Below are 11,921 nucleotides of genomic sequence, written 5' to 3' on the forward strand. Positions count from 1 at the left end.
CCGGCGCGGCCTTACAAAACCTCGCGCCGCGCCAGATGGACGATGGCCAGGATCAGGACCACCAGGCCCAGACCTCCGCCCAGGGACAGGGCCGTGGTCACGCGCCAGGTCTGGTCCGCCATCATGTTGAACGGCATCTGCCAGGGGAAGTAGACGCCCGCCTTGGCCGCCGTGGCGACCACCGAGAAGAAGGTCCCGCCGATGCCGAGCGCCAGGGCCGGCACGAAGCTGGGGAAGCGCAGGGCCGTCCACAGCTGAAGCGCGATCATCAGGAGCGAGGCGGCCATCATCTTGGCCAGCACCAACGCCCAGCGTGCCACGTCGGGCGTGCCGGTGGCGGCGGCGTCCGGCTTCAGCGCTCCGGCGACAGTGACCGCCCCGGCCGAGAGCAGAAGGTTCAGCACACTCATCGCCGCGACGATGGCGATGACGCAGATCGCCTTGGCCGCGTGGATCTGCCAGCGCGGGACCGGCAGGGCGCGCAGGTGATCCCAGGCGCGCGGGCCATGCTCCATATGGGCGATCAGGGCGGTCAGGGCGGTGACGCTCATGGGCAGCATGAAGAACGCCCAGACCCCGGCCGAGCCCTGCAGCAGGTAGTCCCAGGGCACGCCGCGCTTGGCCCTCAAGACGTTGAAGAACAGAAAGATCGCGATCAGGCTGGGCGCCGCCAGGGCCAGCACCAGGGCCAGAGAGCGGTTCAGCTTGCGGATTTCGACGGACAGGGTCGCGAGCATCAGGCGGCCTCGGCTTGAGCGGCAGGGGAGGTGGCGACGCGGTGGTAGATGTCCTCCAGCGATCGCGGCCGAGGCCCGATCGCGAAGACGGCCGCACCGCTCTCGACGAGGATCCGGGCCAGCTCAGCCACGGCCTGGTCGGGATCCTGACCCGCGCGCACGGCCACCGACAGGCCGCCCTCGGCGGCGACGGGCGCATAGCCTCGCGCCAGCAGCAGTGGGACGACGCGCGTGTCATCGCCGGTGCGCAACAGGATCTCGGGCGCGAGGTCGGCCTTCAGCCGCGCCAATTCGCCCTCCAGGACCAGGCGCCCGGCGTTGACGATGCCCACATGGGTGACGGTCTGCTCGATCTCGCCCAGCAGATGGCTGGACAGCAGCACCGTGGCCCCGGTCCGCTCGGGCAGGCTCTTGAGGAAGCGGCGCATGTCGGCAATGCCGTCGGGATCCAGGCCATTGGTCGGCTCGTCCAGCACCAGCACCGGCGGTGCGCCCAGCATGGCCCGCGCCAGGCCCAGCCGCTGGCGCATACCCAGCGAATAGCCCGCGACCTTGCGCCCGGCGTCGGGACGCATCTCGACCACCTCCAGCACCCGATCAATCTCGCTCGTCGGCAGGCCCAGCAGGGAGACGGTCAAGGCCAGGTTCTCGCGCCCCGTCAGATTGGCGTAGAGGCCGTGCGCCTCCAGCAGCGCCCCGACCTTGCGCGCCGCCGTAAGGCGGTCCCGGGCGACGTCGACGCCACAGATCCGCGCGTGTCCCGCCGTTGGCCGGATCAGGCCCAAAACCATCTTCAAGGTCGTGGTCTTGCCCGCGCCGTTGCGGCCCAGAAAGCCGTATACGGCCCGCTCGGGCACGGTCAGGGTCACGCCATCGACGGCCAGATGGCGGCCGAAGCGGCGAGTCAGGCCTTCGGTTTCAATGGCGGCGGGCATCAGCGTCGGCCTCGTTTCGTTTAACTCTAAGATAAAGTTGCGGAGTGCGCGTCTTTAAGTCAAGATTAAAGACACGTCACAATCCGCGCCCCAGGAGAGGCCTCTTGAGTCAGAGCGACATCGACCATTTCCGCCGCCGCTGCGGGCAGTTCCGCGGCCTGGCGATCTTCATGGTCGTCAGCGTCGGCGCCCTGCTGGCGCTGATGGCCTGGATCTTCCCGCTGTTGATGGTGCTGCTGCACAAGCGCTGGCCGGGGCCCGGCGCCGTCGTGGCCTCGACGATCACGAGCCTGCCTGCCGTCTGCTATCTGTTCGGCGTCTGGTCGATCGGCCGGGCGATGGGCGATCTTTCCAAGGGCCGGCTGATCCAGGCCACCCTGCCCCCGGCCCTGCGCCGCGTCGGCCTGGCCCTGGGGATCGGCGGCCTGGCCAGCGTGTTCGTCGTCAGCAACCTCGTCAGGCTGGTCGGCCAGGCCAAGGGCGGCTATCTGCACTTCGACGTGCCCGGCATGACGCTGGGCATGATCGGTGGCGCGCTGTTCCTGCTGGGCCGGGTCATGGACCAGGCGCTGGCGGCCCAGGCTGAACTCGACGAGATGATTTGATGCCTGTCCGCGTCACCCTGGACGCCCTGATCATCTCCAAGGGCCTGAAGGCCCGGGATCTGGCGACCGAGGTCGGCCTCAGCGAGACCCAGCTGTCGTTGTTCCGCTCCGGCAAGGTCAAGGGTATCCGCTTCCGCACCCTGGCCCGCCTCTGCGCGGCCCTGGACTGCCGGCCGGGCGACCTCCTGGACTACGCCTTCGACGCAGAGGACCTGGCGGGACCGGACGAGGCGGAGTGAGGTCAGGAATCGGGGCAGCTCCGGCCAGCGGCCCTGATGCTGCAGGGCCTCGATCTCGGCGAAGTCGAACGACCACATCAGGGTGGCGCGGAGGCCACCCCGCCCAGCCGGGCGCGCACCGCCTCATTGATCAGCCGGTCGTACTGGGGCGAGCTTTCCCAGCTCATGCCGCCGATCAGGCCGATGATCGCTTGTTGGGACGTGAGGGGCTCCTCAGTATCTTCCTTCTCCCCTTGCGGGAGAAGGTGGCCGCGCAGCGGACGGATGAGGGGTTGAAAGGCCTGTCGGAAAGGCCCGAGCGACCCCTCACCCGGCCCTGCGGGCCATCCTCTCCCGCTGTTTGGACCGGGGACATCCGTGACAGGTGTTCGGAGACATCCGTGACAGGTTGAGGATGCTATTTTGCGGTCCTCAGGTCGATGGTTTTGAGACGTTGGGTCTGGAAGAAGACGTCGAAGACGCCATCGGTCTGGGTGGCTCGCAGGGCGACAGCTTTTCCAGCGAAGGCTTTTGGGACCTTGAGCGGACGGTTGGCAAAACTGAGATGGCCCCCTTGCTGGACCCGGCGAACCTGGTCGTCGGGTCCGTACTCGAAGGGCGGGATGACGGGCTGGTAGGGCCTTGGACTGTGTCGGTAGCGATCGACGGGAACCGCCATGTCCAGGGCCTGGTGAGGCCGGACCAGATTGTAGATGTCGCGCCAGTGATCGAGCGCGCGGGCCGCATGGTCGAGGGTCTCGAAGGGCGCGCTCAGGGCCTCGGCCTTTAGGGTGCGATGGAAGCGCTCGTCCTTGCCCAAGGTCTGGGGATGATAGGGCCGGGAGTGGCTGATGCGCACGCCCAGCTCGATCAGCCACACGCCCAGCGGGGTGTAGGGATCGCCGGGGCCGTTGCCCCAGGGCGAGCCGTTGTCGGTGGCGATGCGCCAGGGCAGACCATAGCGCGTAAAGGCCTGGATCAGTTGATCCTTGACGGTCTGGGTCTTCTGGTTGGCGCAGGCGGCCAAGACCACGGCAAACCTCGAGTGGTCGTCCAGCACCGTCAGGGGATGCAGTCGCCCTGAGCCCAGGGCCACATGGCCCTTGAAGTCCATCTGCCACAGATCGTTGGGCTGGGGATGCTCGAAGCGGATGAAAGGCTGAGCGCCGCCGCCTTCACCGCCCAGCGCCACACCACCCCGGCGCAGGATCTGGGTCACCGTCGAGGGGGCCGGAGCCTCAAGCCCCTCACGCCGCAGCACCGCCGCGATCTTGCGGCCACCCCAGGCCGGATGCTCCGCACGGACCTGAAGCGTCGCATCCTCAACCGCCGTCTCCGTGCGCCGGGGCGAGGTCCGCGGTCGGCGAGATCGCGCCTCAAGACCCGCATCGCCTTGCTCCCGATAGCGCGCCAGGAGCCGGTAGCCCAGTGTCGCGCTGACCCCGAACCGCCGGCAAAGCTCCCGCCTGTTACAGCCTTCAACCAAGGCTAGCCGTACAAACTCCCGTTTGCGATCCATCGCAGACACCCCCGTGAACGGCATCCCGACCTCCCTCTGAGATCGGAAAATGTGTCACGGATGTCTCCGAACACCTGTCACGGATGTCTCCGGTCCAAACACCCGCAAGGGGAGAGGGATTTCTAGTCCTTCAGCCCGCGCAACCTATTCACATGCCCCATCTTGCGACCCGGGCGGGCCTCGCCCTTGCCGTAGAGGTGAACGCGGGTCTCGGGCTCGCCGGCCAGCTTCTTCCAGGCCTCGACGTCAGCACCCAGCAGGTTGGTCATCTCGACATGGGCCAGGGGCTGGGTCGGGCCCAGAGGCCAGCCGGCCACGGCGCGGATATGCTGCTCGAACTGGTCGACTTCGCAGCCGTCCTGGGTCCAGTGGCCTGTATTGTGGACGCGAGGGGCGAACTCGTTGACCAGCAGCTTGCCGCCGGCCAGTTCGAACAGTTCCACGCCAATCACGCCGACATAGTCCAGAGCGGTCAGGATCTTTGCGGCTATGGCCTCGCCCTGGTCGCGGGTCTGGGGCGTCACCCGGGCCGGGGCGACGGTGCGACGCAGGACGCCGCCCTCGTGGTGATTTTCCGACAGCGGATAGCAGGCAATCTCGCCGTCGCGGCCACGGGCGGCGATGACGGACAGCTCGCGCCCAAAGTCGGCCGGTGCCTCCAGGATCGCCGACTGGCGGCCGATCTTGTCGAACGAAGCCTCGGCGTCGCCGGCCCGCTGGATCCAGGCCTGGCCCTTGCCGTCATAGCCCTCGCGGCGGGTTTTCAGCAGGGACGGTGCGCCGATCTTGCCGACGGCGGCGGCAAGCGTCTCGCTGTCCTGGACGGCGGCGAAGGCCACGGTGGGCACGCCGATCTCGGCCAGGAAGCTCTTTTCCACGACCCGGTCCTGAGCGGCGGCCAGGGCCTTGGCCCCCGGTGCCACGACGCAGCCCAGGGCGGTCAGCTCGGCCACGGTGTCGGCCGGCACGTTCTCGAACTCGTAGGTGACCACGTCGCAGGCCTCGGCCAGGCGTTTCAGCGCCCAGCGGTCGTCATAGGCGGCGACGATCTGGCGGGCGGCGACCCGGCCGGCGGGGCTGTTTTCCTCGGGGTCCAGAATCACCACGTCGAAGCCGAGGCGTGCGGCGGCCAGGGCCAGCATGCGGCCCAGCTGTCCGCCGCCCAGGATGCCGATGGTCGAGCCCGGAACGAGGGGGAAGGCCCCCTTGCCTGGATTTGCGTCACTCATGTGCGGATCAGTCCTCGACGCTTTCGGCGACGCTGTCGGTCTGGGCCTGGCGCGAGGCGGCCAGTCGCCCGGCCAGGTCGGGGTCGGACAGGGCCAGGATCTGGGCGGCAAGCAGGCCGGCGTTCTTGGCCCCCGCCTCGCCGATGGCCAGGGTGGCGACCGGCACGCCGCCCGGCATCTGGACGATGGACAGCAGGGAATCCAGGCCGCTGAGGGCCTTGGACTGCACTGGCACGCCCAGCACCGGCAGGTTGGTCATCGAGGCCGCCATGCCGGGCAGGTGCGCCGCGCCGCCGGCCCCCGCGATCACCACCTTGAAGCCGGCAGCCTGCGCGCCCGTGGCGAAGTCGAACAGGCGCTGGGGCGTCCGGTGGGCCGAGATAACCTTGGCCTCATAGGCCACGCCCAGGCTGTCCAGTGCGTCGGCGGCGCCCTTCATGGTGGGCCAGTCGGAGCGGCTGCCCATGATAATGGCGACGGGAGGCGAGAGGGGCGGCGAGGTGGTTGGCATCTGCGTCGAGGTCCCCTTGACGGCGGCGGAGCCTGAAAAGCCGCCCCGTATGCGCGTCCATGACGCCAGTGCAAGTCCAAAACGCGCCTACGCCCGGGAATCGGGCACAGCCCCGGCCATGGGGCCGCGCGCCTGCGGCGAAAACGCAGCCCGATTGCGCCGAACGCCGTTCCCGTTAAGAATTAACCATAACTGCACAATGGACGATTCCCCCTGGTCATGAAAATTTCCGGCGCCCGGACAGAACCCTTCGCCGCCATCCGCAAGCGGGCCCTGGCCCGTGCGGGGGCCCAGGTCGCGGTGCGCGAGACCACTTCCACCGACAGCGCCGCCTTTCTGGGCCTGACGGCCGCCGATCTGACCCCACAGGTCCAGGAAGCCCTGTCGACCCTGATGACCGAGATCGACGATCTGCGGGGCGAGGTCTCGCGCCTCAAGTTGCGCCTCAACGAGGCCCAGGGGCTGGCCGATCAGGACGTGCTGACCCCGGTGCTCAATCGCCGGGCCTTCCTGCGCGAAATGAAGCGGGTGGCGGCTTTCGCCCAGCGCTATGGCTCGCCCGCCAGCGTCGTGTTCTTCGACCTGGACGGCTTCAAGACCGTCAATGACCGCTTCGGCCATGCGGCCGGCGACGCCGCCCTGCAGGCCGTGGCCAGTCGCCTTCTGGCCAATGTGCGCGAGAGCGACATTGTGGGCCGGATGGGGGGCGACGAGTTTGCCGTGCTGCTGGCCCAGGCCGACAGGGACACTGCCCTGTCCAAGGCTGCCAGCCTGGCCGCCGCCGTGCAGGACACGCCTGTGCAGTTTGGTGAGTGGTCTGCGCCGCTGCACATCTCGTGGGGCGTGCGTGAGATCCAGCCTGGCTCTGATCCCGAGGTCGCATTGGCCGAAGCTGATGCGGCGATGTTTCTCAGCAAGCGCCGCCAGGCCTGAGCCCCTGATCCGACAGCAAGGTCAGCGGCGCCACCTCTGGTCTTCTGCGACATTTCGCACGGGGACTCTCGCACCCCTGCAAGCTACGCAATTCATCATCTATTAAGCCAATTAGCTTGGTCTAGAGGCCTGGAGCGCCTGGGGGGGAGGATGCAGCGTATTTTGATCGCCGAAGACGATCCGCTTCTGGCGACGATCTACGAGATCACGCTGACCGAGGCCGGATTCGAGGTTCTGCTGTGCCGGGACGGCGTAGAGGCGCTGGCCCACCTGGACAGCTTCGAGCCGGATCTGGTGATCACCGACTTCTACATGCCCCACATGACCGGCGGCGAGCTGATCCGGGCCGTGCGCGAGCGGCGTGGCGCGCTGACTGCGACCCTGCTGGCCTCGGCCATCGATCCTTCGCGGATGCGCGACGACGAGCGGGCGGACGCCCGTCTCGAAAAGCCGATTACCCCGGCCCGCCTGCTGAACGGCGTGCGGGCGCTTGAGGCCAACCTGGCCGCCTGATCAGGCGATGATGTCAGGCATCAGCAGGTCTTCAAGCCGGCCGATCTTGTCCTTCAGGGCCAGCTTTTTCTTCTTCAACCGGGCGATCTGCAGCATGTCGGGCTGGGTCCGCTCTTCCAGGGCCTGGACGGCGGCGTCCAGATCCTGATGCTCCTCACGCAGCACGGCCAGGCGACGCTCGATGGCGACGTCGGATTCGTCCGACGGTTCGTCGTCGTTCATGGACGTGTCATCGCTCATGGACGCTCCCCACCTGTCTGTCGTCTGTCGTGATAGATAGCAAAGGCTGACCGCTCGTAAAGGTTTTCACGTCAGGGCCTTGGCCAGCCGCTCCAGGGCGCTGGTCCGCGGTGGGTCGCCCGAGGCGGTGGCGGCGCGTTTCAGAGCGTCCAGGCAGTCGACCGGCGCGCCGGGCGGGCCGCACAGGGCCTCCAGACCTTGCATCAGCACGCGTTCGCCCTGCAGTTCGACGCCCTTGATCGCTTCGCGCAGGCCCTCGCGGGCGTCGTCGGCGATCTCGGGGCGAGTCGGCTTCAAGGCCCGGCGCACGCCGCGCAGCGGGGCCCCCACCTCGGCGTCCCAGCGCTTCATCAGCAGGGCTGCGGCCTTGGCGTCGGCCTGCCGGCCCTCGCCGGCCGCCCAGGCCGCCCAAAGCAGGTAGGGCACGTTCTGGCCGTGCGCGTCCTGCAAGCTGAGGCAGGCCTCTGCGACATCCTGACGCGCATAGACGTCCAGGGCCCAGGTCCACAGGTCCATGATCTTAACCCTCACCCTTGTCTGCACCGCCGCCGGTGATGGTGGCGATGTCCTCGCCCCAGCGCTTCACCGGCCGCCAGTTGAGATCGAACAGGTCGAGCACCCGGCCGACCGACTGGTCGACCATTTCGGCGATGCTGGCAGGCTTGGCGTAAAAGGCCGGCAGGGGCGGGGCGATCACCGCGCCCATCTCCGACAGCTTGGTCAGGGTGCGCAGGTGGCCCAGATGCAGGGGTGTTTCGCGCACCATCAGGACCAGGGTCTTGCGTTCCTTCAGCACCACGTCAGCGGCCCGCGTCAGCAGCGAAGACGTTACGCCGCTGGCGATTTCGCTCATGGTCCGCACCGAGCACGGGGCGATCACCATGCCCAGGGTCCGGAACGATCCGGACGCGATGGCCGCGCCCACATCGGCGGCGCGATGCACGACGTCGGCCATGGCGTTGACCTCAGAGACCGCCAGGTCGGTCTCTTGCGACAGGGTGAGGGCGGCCGATTTCGACAGCACCAGATGGCTCTCGACGCCCAGTTCGCGACAGGCGTCCAGGGCGCGCAGGCCATAGACCACCCCCGAGGCGCCGGAGATTCCGACGATCAGTCTGGGGCGGTCGGCGGTCTTGGGAAGGTCCGACATGGTGAATAATCGTCCGGCACGGGATGAAGGGTCGCCACGTCAAGCGGCGCCGCGTGCAACCATATGTGATCTGACAGCGAGGCGCAGCGGGTGTTCACTGCTTTTGCATCAACCAGCAAGGAGCCGACAGCCATGGCCATCGAATCCCGTATCCGCGAGCTTGGAACCCGTCACGAGAGCCTTGATCGCACGATTCAGGAGGAGACCAAGCGTCCCGCCAGTGACGGTACCCGACTTAGGGAACTCAAGCGGCAGAAGCTCAGGTTGAAGGAAGAGATAGAAGGGCTGAGGGCCCGGATACACTAGAGCGGTTGATCTGATGGAATCAGATCAGCCGTTCTAGGCTTTTGTTTTCACGCGCGTTTTATTCCGAAAACCGGTTCCCACTTTTCGGAACGCGCTCTAGACTCGTAATGAAAAGCCCATCCCGTCGGAAACGGGATGGGCTTTTTGCTGACCAGAGGGTCTTTAGTCTTCGTCGTCCTCGTCTTCGTCGTCGGCCACGTAGGTCGACTTGCCGAACACGTCCTCGGCCTTGGGCTCGGCCCGCGACTTGCGGTAAGCGGCCTCTTCGTCCTCCTCGGGAGTCTCGACGACGCCGGTCTCCGAAGCGGGGCGCAGGGTGGGATCTTCCGGCAGGATGCCCTTCTTCAGGTCATCCTTGGCCTTCTTCTCGGCGGCCTTCTTGACCAGGGCGTCCAGCTCCAGCTGGCCGACCAGGCCCAGGGTCACCGGATCGACCGGCTTGATGTTGGCCGCGTTCCAGTGCGAGCGCTGGCGCACCTGGTCGATGGTCGACTTGGTGGTGCCCAGCAGCTTGGAGATCTGGGCGTCGGTCACCTCGGGGTGGTGACGCAGGAACCAGGCGATGGCGTCCGGGCGGTCCTGGCGGCGCGACACGGGCGTGTAGCGCGGAGCCTTTTTCTGCGGCTTCAGCAGTTCGGCATGGCGGCTGACCTGAGCCTTCATGCGGTACAGGTCGTTGGCCTGTGCCTTGTCCAGCTCTTCGCGGGTCAACTGGCCGTTGCCGATCGGATCGGCGCCGCGAATGTCGCGCGCCACTTCGCCGTCGGCGATGCCGCGCACTTCCAGCGGGTGCAGATTACAGAAGTCAGCGATCTGCTCGAAGCTCAACGATGTGTTGTCCACGAGCCAGACGGCCGTCGCCTTGGGCATCAGGATGTCGGACATGCGGTCCTCCAGAAATGACGGCGCCCGACCTTTCGGCCGGGCGGGATGTTCAGCTTGGACCTATAATCCGGTTCGTTCGGAAAGGGAACGGGGGATGGAGAGGGCATCGGCGCCGGCGTCGCAGGGGCCATGCATGGCGCCCGTCGAGCGCCTGTCTTGCCGGCTGTCGTTGATGGCCGTGGTCAGGATCGCGAACAAGGCATGGATGCTGACGGGCTTGGCCAGGTGATAGTCCGCACCGGCGGTCAGGCAGGCCTGCACCTGGTGGGGCATAGCATTGGCGGTCAGGGAAACGATTGGTGTTCTGCGCGCGCTGAGCCGCGCTTCGCGGGCGCGGATCGCGGCGGTGGCGGCCAGGCCGTCCATCACCGGCATCTGGGTGTCCATCAGGACGACGTCGAATTCCTCATCCTCGAAGGCCTCGAGCGCAGCCTGACCATCGGCCGCCACGGTGACTTCGGCGGCATCGGCCAGCATCAGGCGAATAACCTTCTGGTTCGTCGGATGGTCTTCGGCCAACAGGACGCGAAGGCGACGCTCCGGTGCCCAGCTGGCCTCGCTGACGAGCGGTCCTTCGACGTCGGGGCGGCGTCCGACCGACAGCACCGCCTGGAAGGTAAAGGTCGCGCCCTCGCCGGGCACGCCACGGCACACGACATCCCCGCCCATCAGTCGGGCCAGTCGCCGGGCGATCGGCAGGCCAAGGCCCGTGCCGCCCACCTTGCGGGTGACCGAGCCGTCGGCCTGCTGGAAGCGCTCGAACAGCCGGTCTGCGGTGGCCGCGTCGAAGCCGTCGCCACTGTCGCTGACCGTGACGGCCAGCAGAACTCGTCCATCGGCGGTGGGCTGGGTGGTGGCGTGGATTGATACGGCGCCGGCGTCTGTGAACTTGACCGCATTGCTGGTCAGATTGGCGATGATCTGACGGATGCGCAGGGCGTCGCCCTGCGCATGGTCCTGAAAGGCCTCTGCAAAGCTGAGCTGGAAATCCAGCCCCTTGTCCACGGCGACCGCCTGGAAGACGGCCACGGCGGCAGTGACGGCCTCGCGCAAGTCCAGCGGCTCTTCAGTCAACTCCAGAGCGCCTGCCTCGACCTTCGAGAGGTCCAGGATATCGCTCAGCAGAAGGTTCAGCGTGCGGCCTGAATTGAGGATCACCCCCATCATCTCACGCTGGGCGTCGTTGAGCTGGGTTCGGCTGAGCACCTCTGCCATACCCATCACCCCGTTCAGCGGCGTGCGGATCTCGTGGCTCATATTGGCCAGGAACTCGCTCTTGGCGATGCTGGCGGCCTCGGCCTTTTTCAGGGCTTCGGCCAGGGCGGCGGCATTGGCCTTGCGTTCGGTGATCTCCTCGCAGATCACCAGCAGGTGGCGGCGGCCGTCTTCGCCCGGGATGGCGACCTTGCGGGTCTGGAGCCAGCGCCGGCCGCCGTGCGGCGTATCCAGCGGCTCTTCGTCGATGGTGACCACCTCGTCGCTTTCGAGCACCTTGCGGTCGACCTCTGCAAAATAGGCGGCCTGTTCCGGCGGGAAGAAGTGCGCATCGGTCTTTCCCAGAAGCTCGACGCGGGGCGAGCCCAGCAGGTCTTCGGCCGCCCGATTGACCAGCATGAACTGGCCCGTATCACCGTTCTTCACGAACAGCGTCGCCGGGACATTTTCGATCACGGCGTCCAGGAAGCCTTGCGCCGCAAGGGCTTGCGCCTCGCGGCGGCGTAGGTCGGTGATGTCGACGCAGACCGTGACCAGACCACCCGAGGGCGTGCGGCGGGTCTCAAACCGCAGGTTCTCGCCGAATTCTTCGCGGATTTCCTCGATGCGGGCTTCGTCGAGGCGTGCATCGAGGCGGCGCGCCAGTTGCTCGGCGATCCAGGCTTCTGCATCTGCAGCAGCCTCTGGATAGCGTCCCGCCGCCAGTCCCGCCCGCAGCAGGCGTTCAAAGGGCAGATCGCGGGTCAGGGTCACGCCCCAGCGCGCCCAGAGGGAGGCATAGCGAGCGTTCCAGAGTACGCAACGGTCCTGCGCGTCGAAGACGGCAAATCCCTGGGGCACGACATCCAGAGCGGCCTGCAGCCCGGCGTCAAGGTCGCCGCCGTGTTTCAAGCTGTCGCTTGTCATGTTTCCCGCTGATCCTCCG

Annotated in this window: 15 protein-coding genes and 1 pseudogene; 5 read left to right on the forward strand and 11 right to left on the reverse strand. The window is 67.2% G+C overall.

What is annotated here, in order from left to right; genetic code table 11:
- Window positions 1-11: 11 nt before the first annotated feature.
- Both ACW179_RS08815 and ACW179_RS08820 read right to left on the reverse strand, forming a co-directional pair.
- On the reverse strand, window positions 12-737 hold the full coding sequence (locus tag ACW179_RS08815) for an ABC transporter permease (protein WP_492063921.1): 726 nt from the start codon (window positions 735-737) through the stop codon (window positions 12-14).
- Window positions 737-1,672 carry an ABC transporter ATP-binding protein gene (locus ACW179_RS08820; RefSeq protein WP_492063922.1) on the reverse strand — a complete coding sequence of 312 codons (936 nt, stop codon included), beginning with the start codon at window positions 1,670-1,672 and terminating at the stop codon, window positions 737-739. The genes ACW179_RS08815 and ACW179_RS08820 overlap by 1 nt, the downstream gene beginning before the upstream one ends.
- A gap of 104 nt (window positions 1,673-1,776) precedes the next feature.
- Here ACW179_RS08820 and ACW179_RS08825 point away from each other — a divergent pair, with 104 nt between their 5' ends.
- Together ACW179_RS08825 and ACW179_RS08830 are read left to right on the forward strand one after the other, a co-directional pair.
- The gene (locus tag ACW179_RS08825; RefSeq protein ID WP_492063923.1) at window positions 1,777-2,277 is read left to right on the forward strand and encodes a DUF2975 domain-containing protein; all 501 of its coding nucleotides are present in this window, start codon (window positions 1,777-1,779) and stop codon (window positions 2,275-2,277) included.
- Window positions 2,277-2,516 (forward strand): helix-turn-helix domain-containing protein, encoded by a 240-nt coding sequence (locus ACW179_RS08830; protein ID WP_492063924.1) that lies wholly within the window; start codon window positions 2,277-2,279, stop codon window positions 2,514-2,516. Before ACW179_RS08825 ends, ACW179_RS08830 begins: the two co-directional genes overlap by 1 nt.
- A 3-nt stretch (window positions 2,517-2,519) precedes the next feature.
- Here ACW179_RS08830 and ACW179_RS08835 read toward each other — a convergent pair.
- The 4 genes and pseudogenes from ACW179_RS08835 to purE form a co-directional block, all read right to left on the reverse strand.
- Window positions 2,520-2,683: pseudogene (locus ACW179_RS08835) on the reverse strand (aspartate racemase); the annotation flags it as partial.
- A gap of 230 nt (window positions 2,684-2,913) precedes the next feature.
- Window positions 2,914-4,038 (reverse strand): IS481 family transposase, encoded by a 1,125-nt coding sequence (locus tag ACW179_RS08840; protein ID WP_492060831.1) that lies wholly within the window; start codon window positions 4,036-4,038, stop codon window positions 2,914-2,916.
- 98 nt (window positions 4,039-4,136) lie between these two features.
- A complete protein-coding gene (locus tag ACW179_RS08845; protein WP_492063925.1) occupies window positions 4,137-5,243 on the reverse strand; it encodes a 5-(carboxyamino)imidazole ribonucleotide synthase in 1,107 nt (368 codons plus the stop codon).
- A 7-nt stretch (window positions 5,244-5,250) separates the two neighbouring features.
- Window positions 5,251-5,754 (reverse strand): 5-(carboxyamino)imidazole ribonucleotide mutase, encoded by a 504-nt coding sequence (purE, locus tag ACW179_RS08850; protein WP_492063926.1) that lies wholly within the window; start codon window positions 5,752-5,754, stop codon window positions 5,251-5,253.
- Window positions 5,755-5,973: 219 nt separating this feature from the next.
- On the opposite strand from purE, the gene ACW179_RS08855 reads away from it, so the two are divergent.
- Together ACW179_RS08855 and ACW179_RS08860 are read left to right on the forward strand one after the other, a co-directional pair.
- The gene (locus ACW179_RS08855; RefSeq protein WP_492063927.1) at window positions 5,974-6,687 is read left to right on the forward strand and encodes a GGDEF domain-containing protein; all 714 of its coding nucleotides are present in this window, start codon (window positions 5,974-5,976) and stop codon (window positions 6,685-6,687) included.
- Between the two features lie 150 nt (window positions 6,688-6,837).
- The gene (locus tag ACW179_RS08860; RefSeq protein WP_492063928.1) at window positions 6,838-7,200 is read left to right on the forward strand and encodes a response regulator; all 363 of its coding nucleotides are present in this window, start codon (window positions 6,838-6,840) and stop codon (window positions 7,198-7,200) included.
- Here the strand turns inward: ACW179_RS08860 and ACW179_RS08865 are convergent, their stop codons facing one another.
- The 3 genes from ACW179_RS08865 to ACW179_RS08875 all read right to left on the reverse strand — a co-directional run bounded on the left by ACW179_RS08865 (window position 7,201) and on the right by ACW179_RS08875 (window position 8,590).
- Window positions 7,201-7,440, reverse strand: a complete 240-nt coding sequence (locus ACW179_RS08865; protein WP_492063929.1) for a YdcH family protein — start codon at window positions 7,438-7,440, stop codon at window positions 7,201-7,203.
- Window positions 7,441-7,506: 66 nt separating this feature from the next.
- Window positions 7,507-7,956 carry a TIGR02444 family protein gene (locus ACW179_RS08870; protein ID WP_492063930.1) on the reverse strand — a complete coding sequence of 150 codons (450 nt, stop codon included), beginning with the start codon at window positions 7,954-7,956 and terminating at the stop codon, window positions 7,507-7,509.
- A gap of 4 nt (window positions 7,957-7,960) precedes the next feature.
- Window positions 7,961-8,590 carry a UbiX family flavin prenyltransferase gene (locus tag ACW179_RS08875; RefSeq protein ID WP_492063931.1) on the reverse strand — a complete coding sequence of 210 codons (630 nt, stop codon included), beginning with the start codon at window positions 8,588-8,590 and terminating at the stop codon, window positions 7,961-7,963.
- 132 nt (window positions 8,591-8,722) lie between these two features.
- Between ACW179_RS08875 and ACW179_RS08880 the strand changes: the two genes are divergently transcribed.
- A complete protein-coding gene (locus ACW179_RS08880) occupies window positions 8,723-8,896 on the forward strand; it encodes a YdcH family protein (RefSeq protein ID WP_492063932.1) in 174 nt (57 codons plus the stop codon).
- Window positions 8,897-9,058: 162 nt separating this feature from the next.
- On the opposite strand, the gene ACW179_RS08885 is transcribed toward ACW179_RS08880, so the two are convergent.
- Together ACW179_RS08885 and ACW179_RS08890 are read right to left on the reverse strand one after the other, a co-directional pair.
- Window positions 9,059-9,781 carry a DUF1013 domain-containing protein gene (locus ACW179_RS08885; RefSeq protein WP_492063933.1) on the reverse strand — a complete coding sequence of 241 codons (723 nt, stop codon included), beginning with the start codon at window positions 9,779-9,781 and terminating at the stop codon, window positions 9,059-9,061.
- A gap of 60 nt (window positions 9,782-9,841) precedes the next feature.
- The gene (locus ACW179_RS08890) at window positions 9,842-11,902 is read right to left on the reverse strand and encodes a PAS domain-containing protein (RefSeq protein WP_492063934.1); all 2,061 of its coding nucleotides are present in this window, start codon (window positions 11,900-11,902) and stop codon (window positions 9,842-9,844) included.
- Between the last annotated feature and the right edge of the window lie 19 nt (window positions 11,903-11,921).

This window comes from Caulobacter sp. AVps18 (assembly GCF_058681425.1).

Coding starts and splice junctions, on each gene's coding strand:
- ACW179_RS08815 (WP_492063921.1), bottom strand. CDS start 737: ATGCTCGCGACCCTGTCCGTCGAAATCCGCAAGCTGAACCGCTCTCTG.
- ACW179_RS08820 (WP_492063922.1), bottom strand. CDS start 1,672: ATGCCCGCCGCCATTGAAACCGAAGGCCTGACTCGCCGCTTCGGCCGC.
- ACW179_RS08830 (WP_492063924.1), top strand. CDS start 2,277: ATGCCTGTCCGCGTCACCCTGGACGCCCTGATCATCTCCAAGGGCCTG.
- ACW179_RS08840 (WP_492060831.1), bottom strand. CDS start 4,038: ATGCCGTTCACGGGGGTGTCTGCGATGGATCGCAAACGGGAGTTTGTA.
- ACW179_RS08845 (WP_492063925.1), bottom strand. CDS start 5,243: ATGAGTGACGCAAATCCAGGCAAGGGGGCCTTCCCCCTCGTTCCGGGC.
- purE (WP_492063926.1), bottom strand. CDS start 5,754: ATGCCAACCACCTCGCCGCCCCTCTCGCCTCCCGTCGCCATTATCATG.
- ACW179_RS08855 (WP_492063927.1), top strand. CDS start 5,974: ATGAAAATTTCCGGCGCCCGGACAGAACCCTTCGCCGCCATCCGCAAG.
- ACW179_RS08860 (WP_492063928.1), top strand. CDS start 6,838: ATGCAGCGTATTTTGATCGCCGAAGACGATCCGCTTCTGGCGACGATC.
- ACW179_RS08865 (WP_492063929.1), bottom strand. CDS start 7,440: ATGAGCGATGACACGTCCATGAACGACGACGAACCGTCGGACGAATCC.
- ACW179_RS08870 (WP_492063930.1), bottom strand. CDS start 7,956: ATGGACCTGTGGACCTGGGCCCTGGACGTCTATGCGCGTCAGGATGTC.
- ACW179_RS08875 (WP_492063931.1), bottom strand. CDS start 8,590: ATGTCGGACCTTCCCAAGACCGCCGACCGCCCCAGACTGATCGTCGGA.
- ACW179_RS08880 (WP_492063932.1), top strand. CDS start 8,723: ATGGCCATCGAATCCCGTATCCGCGAGCTTGGAACCCGTCACGAGAGC.
- ACW179_RS08885 (WP_492063933.1), bottom strand. CDS start 9,781: ATGTCCGACATCCTGATGCCCAAGGCGACGGCCGTCTGGCTCGTGGAC.
- ACW179_RS08890 (WP_492063934.1), bottom strand. CDS start 11,902: ATGACAAGCGACAGCTTGAAACACGGCGGCGACCTTGACGCCGGGCTG.